Source organism: Kitasatospora sp. NPDC088783, assembly GCF_044750705.1.
Taxonomy (GTDB): Bacteria; Actinomycetota; Actinomycetes; order Streptomycetales; family Streptomycetaceae; genus Kitasatospora; species Kitasatospora fiedleri.
In genome coordinates this window covers 126236-136026 of the sequence record NZ_JBIVKJ010000016.1, presented here as the reverse complement: position 1 = coordinate 136026, position 9791 = coordinate 126236, and the positions used below count along the sequence as shown (strand labels likewise).

The 9791-nt window shown below is 74.0% G+C and carries 8 protein-coding genes; all 8 read left to right on the top strand.

Annotated features, from left to right (window positions below; translation table 11 throughout):
* Window positions 1-312 precede the first annotated feature (312 nt).
* Window positions 313-1200, top strand: coding sequence for a heparin lyase I family protein (locus ACIP60_RS31790; RefSeq protein ID WP_400691081.1), 888 nt, complete (start codon window positions 313-315; stop codon window positions 1198-1200).
* Between the two features lie 26 nt (window positions 1201-1226).
* The gene (locus ACIP60_RS31785; protein ID WP_400691078.1) at window positions 1227-3266 is read left to right on the top strand and encodes a PQQ-binding-like beta-propeller repeat protein; all 2040 of its coding nucleotides are present in this window, start codon (window positions 1227-1229) and stop codon (window positions 3264-3266) included.
* A gap of 147 nt (window positions 3267-3413) precedes the next feature.
* Complete coding sequence (locus ACIP60_RS31780) at window positions 3414-4562, top strand: substrate-binding domain-containing protein (RefSeq protein WP_400691075.1); 1149 nt, start codon at window positions 3414-3416, stop codon at window positions 4560-4562.
* Between the two features lie 171 nt (window positions 4563-4733).
* Window positions 4734-6011, top strand: coding sequence for an ABC transporter substrate-binding protein (locus ACIP60_RS31775; protein ID WP_400691072.1), 1278 nt, complete (start codon window positions 4734-4736; stop codon window positions 6009-6011).
* A 92-nt stretch (window positions 6012-6103) separates the two neighbouring features.
* Complete coding sequence (locus tag ACIP60_RS31770) at window positions 6104-6988, top strand: carbohydrate ABC transporter permease (protein ID WP_400691069.1); 885 nt, start codon at window positions 6104-6106, stop codon at window positions 6986-6988.
* Window positions 6985-7926, top strand: coding sequence for a carbohydrate ABC transporter permease (locus tag ACIP60_RS31765; RefSeq protein ID WP_400691066.1), 942 nt, complete (start codon window positions 6985-6987; stop codon window positions 7924-7926). Before ACIP60_RS31770 ends, ACIP60_RS31765 begins: the two co-directional genes overlap by 4 nt.
* A gap of 105 nt (window positions 7927-8031) precedes the next feature.
* Window positions 8032-9012 (top strand): hydroxyacid dehydrogenase, encoded by a 981-nt coding sequence (locus tag ACIP60_RS31760; protein ID WP_400691089.1) that lies wholly within the window; start codon window positions 8032-8034, stop codon window positions 9010-9012.
* 47 nt (window positions 9013-9059) lie between these two features.
* On the top strand, window positions 9060-9737 hold the full coding sequence (locus ACIP60_RS31755) for a ThuA domain-containing protein (protein ID WP_400691063.1): 678 nt from the start codon (window positions 9060-9062) through the stop codon (window positions 9735-9737).
* Window positions 9738-9791 lie beyond the last annotated feature (54 nt).

Below are 9791 nucleotides of genomic sequence, written 5' to 3'. Positions count from 1 at the left end.
TCTGGCAGAACGTCGCCCAAGGCACCCTCCTCGTCATCGCCGTCGTCATCCAACAACGACGCAACGGCGAACGCCCCATCGGACTCCCCGCCTGACCCCAGCCCGTCCTCGACGGCCCGGCCCTCCTGCCACGGAGGGGCCGGGCCGTCGGCGTCTCCGGGCGGAGTGCGAGGCGCGCCACCCCACGATTCGGCAAACTTCCGCCGACAGCCTTTCGATATCACATGAAACATGCCAGCATGCTCGACATCGAAAGCCGCCGGATGCGGCTCAAGTGATGTCGTTTGGTTCCACGGGCTCCGGAGGAGCGGCATGGTCGGACTTCGCAAGGCATCGGCTCCCCTGCTCGTGGCCGCACTGCTGGTGCCCGCCTTGGCGGCCCAAGCCCAGGCCCAAGCCCAGGCCCGGACCCCCGCCCGCCCGGCCGGCGCCACCCCGGCGACCGGCTGCGCGGGGCTCGGGACCCAGCCGGGCCCGGCCCTGCTGGACGTGGACTACGAGAGCGGGACGCTCGACTCCGGCGTCCCGGGCCTGACCACCACCCACGCGAGCGCGCCGGACGCCTCCGCCGTCGTGCGGCCGGGCGACCGGAGTCCGTACGCGGTGGAGCACCGGGTGACCCTGGACGACCCGGCCTACGTCTCCGACGGCGCCCCGCGCAGCGAGAGCGCCACGGACCTGCTGCCGAACGGGACCTTCCGCCCCGGCGACAGCGAGCGCTACGAGTTCAGCGCCCAGCTGCGGGACTGGCAGCCGTACCGGCCGGGCGGCAGCACGACCGGCGACATCTTCTTCCAGGGCAAGTACGGCGGCGGCCAGCCGCCGGCCTTCTACCTGATGGCCAAGCGCAACGCGGTGGCGTTCCGCTCGCCGCAGCTGGACTTCCAGGAGACGGTCGTGGCCGACTTCCAGCCGTACGTCGACCGGTGGATGGACTTCCGGGTGGACGTGCGCTGGGCCGCCGACGACACCGGCTGCTTCCGGGTCTCGGTGCGGCTCCCGGGGCAGTGCGACTACCGGCAGGTGATCGCGCTCGACGGGGTGGCCACCTGGAAGCCGAGCTCGCCGGCCGACCACGGCTACCTCAAGTGGGGCCTGTACCGGCCCTCGGAGTCGACCGCGGCCGGGGACGTCCCGACCCGCACCGTCCGGCACGACGGCATCCGCATCCTCCGGCTTCCCGACGCCGACCCCCAGTAGCAGCACCACCCCCACGAGGAGCAGCAGTGACCGACAGTCCCTTCCTGAGCAGACGCCGCCTCCTGCGGGCCGGCGGAGCGTTCGGCGCGGTCCTCGCCGCCGGATCGCTGCCCGCCGCCCGGGCCGCCGCCGCGACCCCCGCGGCGGGCGTCGGGGCGCCGGGCGCCCCGACGGTGACCGACCTGGGGCCGGGTCTGGTCCAGTTCTCGCTGATGAGCGGCGTCCTGGTGGGCGACACCGTCTACATCGGCTCGCGCAACCTGAACCCGTCCCGGGTGATCGGCTTCCACCTGCCGACCCGGAAGGTGGTCTCCCGCACCGATCTCGACGCCGGTCCGGAGCCGTCCGTCCAGGCGCTCGCCGCGGACCCCACCGGCCGGTACCTGTACATCGGCGTGATCCTCAAGGCCGACCAGGGCAAGCCCAACCTGTACCGCTGGGACCTCTCCACCCCCGACCGGCCCGCCGTCCCGGTCGGCCGGACCGGGGACCGCGACATCCGCGACCTCGCGGTCGCCCCCGACGGCAAGGTCTACGCGGTCGGCGGCATGCCGAACGTCGCGCCGGTGCTGTGGGAGTACGACCCGGCCACCGGCGAGGTGTCCGACCTGGGCACGCCCGACCCGAACGCGACGCTGGCCCGGGCGGTGGCCGCCACCGACACGACCGTCTTCTTCGGGGCGGGCAGCATCCTGGCCGGCGGGGGCGGCGCGAGCAAGGCCTCGCTGTACGCCTACGACCGGGCCGCACGCACCTTCTCCTCGGTGGTGCCCAAGGAGATGGAGCAGGACCCGAGCCTGCGCGAACTCGCCGTCTTCGGCGACCGCCTGCTGGTCGGCACCTCGGGCGGGACGGACCCGGCGAAGTTCGCCGTGATGAACCTGGCGGACCTGTCCGACTACACGCTGGTGCCCACCCGGGGCAAGACGGTCAAGACCTTCGCGGCCGACGCGGAGCGGTTCTACTTCGCCTCCGAGACCGGCGTGCAGGTCTACTCGAAGGCCGACCGGACGATCACCCCGCTGGCCTTCGACGGGCCGGACCTCGGCGAGATCTGGGGCCTGGACCGGACCGGCGGGAAGCTGGCGGTGGTCTCCGGCTACGGCCTCCTGGTCGAGATCGACCCGGCCGCCGGCACCTCGGTGACCACCGACCTCGGCGAGGCGGGCGCGCCCGCCGACGCCCAGGCGGCCATGGGCGTGGCGGCCGGCGGCGGCTACCTCTACCTGGGCGGCAACGGCACCATCGCCCGGCACGGCCTGCGCAACGGCGAGGTGCTCAACCTGCGGGCGCCCGGCGAGGCCAAGGACGCCGAGGTGATCGACGGCGTCCTCCACACCGGCCAGTACGACGCCCAGGGCATCTGGTGCTACGACCCGCGCGACGGCGGGCAGCCCCGGCAGGTCGCGTCCTTCGCCTCCGAGCTGAACCGGCCGCTGGACACCTGCTGGGACCGGGACCACCGGCTGCTGCTGGTCGCCGTGCAGAACGACACCGCGGGCGGCGGCGCCCTGTGGACGTACGACCCGCGGACCCGGAAGTCGGCCTGCTTCGTCAACCCGATCGACGGCGTCCAGCACGTCCGGGCGGTGGCCGCCCACGGCGGGACCGCCTACCTGGGCGGCGACAACGCCGCCAAGACCGGGCCGCGCGGCACCGTGGTCGCCGTCGACCCGCGCACCGGCAAGGAGCAGTGGCGGACCGAGACGCAGCAGACCGGCTCGTCCGGCGGCGTGGCGGCGATGGCGGCGCAGGGCCGCCACCTGTACGTGCTGACCCGGAACGGCAGGTCGTTCGTCATCGACCTGCGCACCCGCGAGCAGCTGTTCACCGCGGACGTGAGCGCCGTCTGCCAGGGCTTCGCCGCCCTGGTGGTCAACCGGGGGGCGGTCTACGGCGTCTCGACCACCACGCTGTTCCGCTTCGACCCGAAGACGTTCGCGGTCGGCACGGTGGTCGCCGGGGTCAACGGCGCCTGGTACAGCGGGCCGCACCTGAACGCCCACGGCGGCAAGCTGTACACGCTGCGCGACCACAACCTGATCGAGGTGGACGACCACCGCTAGACCGGGCCCCGCCGGGCTCATCGGCCCCCGCCGGGTTCCGGCGGGGGCCGATTCGGTGATCCGCGCCAGGTGTAGACCTTTGATTGATATCTTTCGTCTGTCGAGTGAAGGGGAAACCGTTCGCTCGCTACCGAGGGAGGACCAGAGGTGTTGGCTGACGAACGGCGGCAGGCGATCCTGCGCGCGGTGGAGCACCGGGGCGCGATCACCGTCAAGGAACTGGCCACGGAGATGGGCGTCTCCGCCGTCACCCTGCGCCAGGACGTGCGGGAGCTGGCCGACCGGGGGCTGCTGGCCCGGGTGCACGGCGGCGCACGGGCGCTGGCCGCGCCCGAACCGGCCCCCGCCGCGGCCCGGTCCTCCGCCGCGGCCCGGTCCTCCGCCGCGGGCCGGGCCCCGACCGCGACCACGGCCCCGGCCGGGGCCGCCGCCGGGCCGGAGGGGGCGGAGCAGCGCACGGTCGGGCTGGTGGTGCCGCCGGGCGGCTACTACTACGCGGAGGTGATCCGGGGCGTCCAGGACGCGGCCCGGGCGCGCGGCGTGCGGGTGGTGCTGGCCGTCTCCGGGGAGTCGCTGGCGGACAACCAGGAGCAGGTGCGCCGGCTGCTGGCCGGCGGTGTCGACGGGCTGCTGCTGATGCTGCACCCGGGCCTGCGCCCGCTGGAGGAGACCGAGCGCTGGCTGGGCGGCATCGAGGTGCCCGCCGTCCTGGTGGAGCGCCGGGCCGGGCCGGCGGCGGGCCGGCTGGAGCAGGTGGCCTCCGACCACGCGTACGGCGCGGCGCTGGCGGTGCGCCACCTGGCCGGGCTCGGGCACGACCGGGTGGCCCTGGTGGCCCGGGCCGAGAGCCCCAACACCGCGCTGCTGAGCGCCGGTTACACCGACGCGGTGAAGTCCGCGGGGCTGGCCCCGGGGCCGGAGTACCGGATCACCACCACCGGTGACGCGGCGGCGGCCGACGCCCGCTTCGAGGAGGTGGTCCGGGCCGTGGCGGCGGGCGGGTTCCGGGCCGCGCTGGTGCACAACGACATCGACGCGATCACCCTGCTCGGCCTGCTGCGGGCCCGGGGCCTGCGGGTGCCGGAGGACCTGGCCATGATCACCTACGACGACGAGGTGGCCGAGCTGAGCGAGATCCCGCTCACCGCGGTGGCTCCCCCCAAGCAGGCGGTGGGCTCGTGGGCGCTGGAGCTGGTGCTGCGCCGGCTGGCCGACCCGGCCGCGCCGCTGGCCGAGGTGCTGCTCCGCCCGGAACTGCGGGTGCGGGCCTCCTGCGGGGCCGCCGGGCCGTCCTGAGCCCGTGCGGCCCTGGCGGGGACTTCCGATGTCGTAATGCTTTCGTTTCTAACATTCGAAAGCATATGTGTTGACGGGCTGTCGTACGTACCGAATGATGACGGTGACACCCCAGCAAACGATCGGTGGCACCCCATGTTCCGTAGACGCCTGACATTGCTGTCCTGTTCCGTGGCGATCATCGGCGCCCTCGTCACGGGCTGCGGAAGCGCGGAGAGCGGGTCGTCCGCGCCCGGGCCCGCCGCCGGACCGGCGACCGGCGCGGTCACCTTCTGGTCCTTCGTCAAGGGCTCCGACAAGGTCGCCGAGGCGTTCAACCAGTCCCACCCGGGCATCAAGGTGACCTTCGAGTCGGTGCCGTCCGGCCAGGAGTACTACTCCAAGCTCACCAACGCGGTGAAGGCCGGCACCGTCCCGGACGTCGCGGTGGTCGAGTACCCGCAGCTGCCGGAGTTCGCCGCCCAGGGCGCCCTGGAGAGCCTGGACGCCGGCCTCACCGCCACGGTCAGGGACGAGTTCCCGGAGCCGGTGCGGCAGTTGGTCGAGCTCGGCGGCAGGACCTGGGGCGTCCCCCGGGACGCGGCCCCGCTGATGATGTACTACCGCAACGACTTCTTCTCCGCCCACCGGATCGCCGTCCCCACGACCTGGGACGAGTACCGGACGATGGCGCAGCAGGTGAAGCAGGCCGACCCGGACGCCCGCGGCGGGGTGCTGTTCACCGACAACCCGGGGCTGCTGACCGCCCTCGCCTGGCAGGCCGGGGCGCACTGGTTCGGCATCCGGGGCGACTCCTGGAAGGTGTCGCTGACCGACCCGGCCTCCCGCAAGGTCGCCGACTACTGGAGCGACCTCGCCCAGCAGGACCTGGTCGGCTCGCTGAGCACGCTCGACCCGTTCTGGACCAGCGTCCAGCAGGGCCGGACCGTCGCCTACGTCTGCGCCAGCTGGTGCGCCGGCTCCCTCCAGGCGACCGTCGCCGACCAGGCCGGCAAGTGGTCGGTGGCCCCCGTCCCGACCTGGGACGGCCGACCGGCCTCCGCGATGTACGGCGGCTCGTCCTTCGTGATCCCCAAGGGCGCCAAGAACAGCCCGGCCGCCGCCGAGTTCATCAAGTGGATCACCACCGACCCCGAGGGCATGAGGGCCTGGGTCTCCTCCGGGACCAGCAGCATGTTCCCCGCCGACCCGAAGCTGGTGCCGGTCGCCAAGGCCGCCTACCCCACCACCTACTTCGGCGGCCAGGACGTGTACGCCGTCGGCGGCGCCTCCTACGACGCGGTCCTGCCCGGCTGGACCTGGGGCCCGGTGATGGGCACCACGAACACCGCGATCGTCGACCAGCTGCCCAAGGTCGCCGGCGGCGCGCGCCTGGCCGACGTCCTGAACGGCGCGCAGCAGGCCACCGTCGAGGACGTCCGGCACCGCGGCATGCAGCTCGCCCCGTAGTCCGCGCCACCCCTGGTGGGCCCGCGCCCGCCCCGCCGCCCGCCCGGCGGGCCACCGCCGGGCCCTCCCCCGCACCCCCCGAGGAAGCCGGTATGGCAAGCCCGTCAGCCCGTGCCCAGCGCCGAACCGCCGCGCTGCTCCTGGCACCGTTTCTCGTCCTGTTCAGCGCCGTCACCCTCGCCCCGCTGCTCTACGCGGGCTGGATGAGCCTGTTCACCACCCGCACCTCCGGCCTCGGCTTCGGCGGCGCCCACCGGGTCTTCGCCGGCCTGGACAACTTCACCCACGCGCTGGCGGACCCGGCGTTCCGCCACGGGTTCCTCACCATCGTCCTGTACGTCGTGGTCTACATCCCGGTGATGATCGGCGGCGCGCTCGCCCTGGCGCTGCTGCTGGACTCGGGGCTGGCCCGGGCCCGGGCCTTCTTCCAGCTGGCCCTGTTCCTGCCGCACGCGGTGCCCGGCCTGATCGCGGCGCTGATCTGGGTCTACCTGTACACCCCCGGCCTCAGCCCGGTGATCGGCCTGCTCGGGAACGTCGACTTCCTGTCGGCGGACAACGCGGTCCTCTCCACCGCCAACATCGCGGTCTGGGAGTGGACCGGCTACAACACGGTGATCTTCTACGCCGCGCTCAAGGCGGTGCCCGGCGAGGTGCTGGACGCGGCCCGGATCGACGGCGCGGGCGGCCTCCGCACCGCCCTGTCGATCAAGCTGCCGATGATCCGCCCCTCGGTCGCGCTCGCCGTCCTGTTCACGGTGATCGGGTCGATCCAGCTGTTCACCGAGCCGAAGGTCATCTACAGCGCCTCCAGCGCGATCGGCAGCAGCTGGACGCCCAACATGTACGTCCAGACCGCCGCCTTCACCCGCAACGACTTCGGCCTGGCGGCGGCCGCCTCGCTGCTCATCGCGCTGTTCGCCGCCGCCCTGTCGTTCCTCGTCACCCGTCTGTCGCGCCACAGGAGCCAGCCGTGACCAAGCCCCCGACCCTCCGGGCCCCGGCCCCCGCCGCGGCCCCGGCCCGGCCCGGCCCGAGCACCCCGGCCCGGCGTCGCCCCCGCCCGCGCCACCCGGCGCTGCTGTCCCGGGCCGGCGTGACCGCGGTGCTGGGCCTGGCCGCCCTCTACACCCTGCTGCCGATGCTCTGGCTGGTGCTGTCCTCCACCAAGAGCCGCCAGGACCTGTTCGGCACCAACGGCTTCGCCCCCGGCAGGCGGTTCGCGCTCCTCGAGAACCTCGGCCACCTGTTCAGCACCGACCACGGCATCTACCTGCGCTGGATCGGCAACACGGTGCTGTACGCCGGCGTCGGCTCGCTGCTGGCCACGGTGTTCGCGGTGGCCGCCGGGTACGCCTTCGACAAGCTGGCCTTCCCCGGCAAGGAGAAGCTCTTCGCCTTCGCCCTGCTCGGCGTGATGGTGCCGGGCACGGCGCTGGCGGTCCCGCTGTACCTGCTCGCCGCCCGGGTCGGCCTGGTGAACACCTTCTGGGGCGTCTTCCTGCCCGGCCTGGTCTTCCCGTTCGGGGTCTACCTGGCCCGGGTGTTCAGCGCCGCCTACGTGCCCGACGAGGTGCTGGAGGCCGCCCGGATGGACGGGGCGGGCGAGTTCCGGGCGTTCTGCCGGATCGCCTTCCCGATGCTGGCCCCGGCCTTCGTGACCATCTTCCTGTTCCAGTTCACCCAGATCTGGAACTCGTTCTTCCTGCCCCTGGTGATGCTGTCCGACAAGGACCTCTTCCCGGTCAACCTCGGCCTGTACGTCTGGTACTCGTCCGCGCTCTCCCAGGGGCACCCGCAGGACTACCTGCTGGCCGTGGTCGGATCGCTGGTGTCCGTGGCCCCGCTGGTGGTGCTGTTCCTGATGCTCCAGCGGTTCTGGAAGTCCGGCATGACGGCCGGCGCCGTCAAGTAGGCCATCGACATGAGGATCCCCGTGCCCACGACCCCGCCCGCCCGGCCCGTTCCGGACCGCCCGCCCGCCCAACCCGCCGCGCACCGCCCGCGCGCCCTGTTCGCCATGGGCCGCCGGCACCGCGACGCGCTCTTCCCCCCGGCCGCGGTCGAGCGGCTCGCCCGCCACGTCGACCTCGACCCGGGACTCGTCGTCGAGGCCGCCGGGGACTTCGACCGGATCGCGGACCCGGCCTCCGTCGAGCTGCTGGTCACCTCCTGGGGCTGCCCCCCGCTGGACGCCGCCGCGCTGGACCGGCTGCCCGCGCTGGCGGCCGTCGTGCACGCCGCCGGAAGCGTCAAGCACCACGTGACGGAGGCGTGCTGGGAGCGCGGGCTGCGGGTCAGCTCGGCCGCCGCGGCCAACGCCGTCCCGGTCGCCGAGTACACCCTCGCCGCCATGCTGTTCGCCAACAAGCGCGTCCTGGAGATCGGCGGCCTCTACCGCGAGCACCGGGCCGCCCTGGACTGGTCGGCGCACTTCCCCGGCTTCGGCAACTACCGGCGCACCATCGGCGTCGTCGGCGCCTCCCTGGTCGGGCGCCGGGTGCTGGAGCTGCTGCGGCCCTTCGACTTCGACGTCCTGGTGGCCGACCCCCACCTCGACCCGGCCGGGGCCCGCGCCCTCGGGGCCCGGCCCGCCGAGCTGGACGAGCTGCTCCCGCTCTGCGACGTCGTCTCGCTGCACGCCCCCGCGCTGCCCGAGACCCACCACCTGCTGGACACCCGGCGGCTGGCGCTGATGCGGGACGGGGCGACGCTCATCAACACCGGGCGCGGCTCGCTGGTCGACACCGCGGCGCTGACCGCCGAACTGCGCTCGGGCCGCCTGCACGCCGTCCTCGACGTCACCGAGCCCGAGGTGCTGCCGGCCGACTCGCCGCTGTACACGCTGCCCAACGTGCTGCTCACCCCGCACATCGCCGGCTCGCTGGGCGGCGAGCTGCTGCGGATCACCGCCGGTGCCCTGGACGAGGTCGAACGGTACTGTGCCGGACGGGAGTTCGCCCACCCGGTGAGCCGCGCGGCGCTGTCCGTCTCGGCCTGAGCGAACCGCCGAACCCGCCACCGCAACCACCACCCGGAGCACCCGCGATGCCCGCCACCGGCCGACTGACCGACGTCCTGCTGTACACCCGCACCACCGGCTACCGCCACGCCTCCCTCCCGGCCGCGACGGCGGCGCTGCGCGAACTGGGCCGGGACCACGGCTTCGCCGTCGACGCCACCGAGGACCCGGCGGTGTTCACCGACGCCTCGCTGGCCGGGCGCGGCGCGGTGGTGTTCCTGTCCACCAGCGGCGAGGTGCTCACCCCGGACGGGCGGGCGGCGCTGCGGCGCTGGGTGGAGGGCGGCGGCGGCTTCGCGGGCGTGCACTCGGCCGCCTGCACCGAGTACGACTGGCCGTACTACGGCGAGCTGCTCGGCGCCCGCTTCGCCGGGCACCCCGAGGTGCAGCCCGCCACCGTGCTGGTGGAGGACCGGGACCACCCGGCGACCGCCCACCTGCCGGCGCGCTGGCCGTGGTGCGACGAGTGGTACGACTTCCGGGACGGCCCGCGGCCGGGGGTGCGGGTGCTGGCGACCGTCGACGAGTCGGGCTACCGGGGCGGCGGCATGGGCGGCGACCACCCCCTGGTGTGGTGCCGGGAGTCCGGGGCGGGCCGCTCCTTCTTCACCGCCCTGGGCCACCGGGAGGAGGCGTACGCGGACCCGCTCTTCCGCCGCCACCTGCTGGGCGGCCTGCGCTGGGCGGCCGGCGCGGCGGACTGACGGCCGCGACCGGAGGCGCGGGCGCGCGGCGGACCCGGCCGGGCGCCCCGGCCT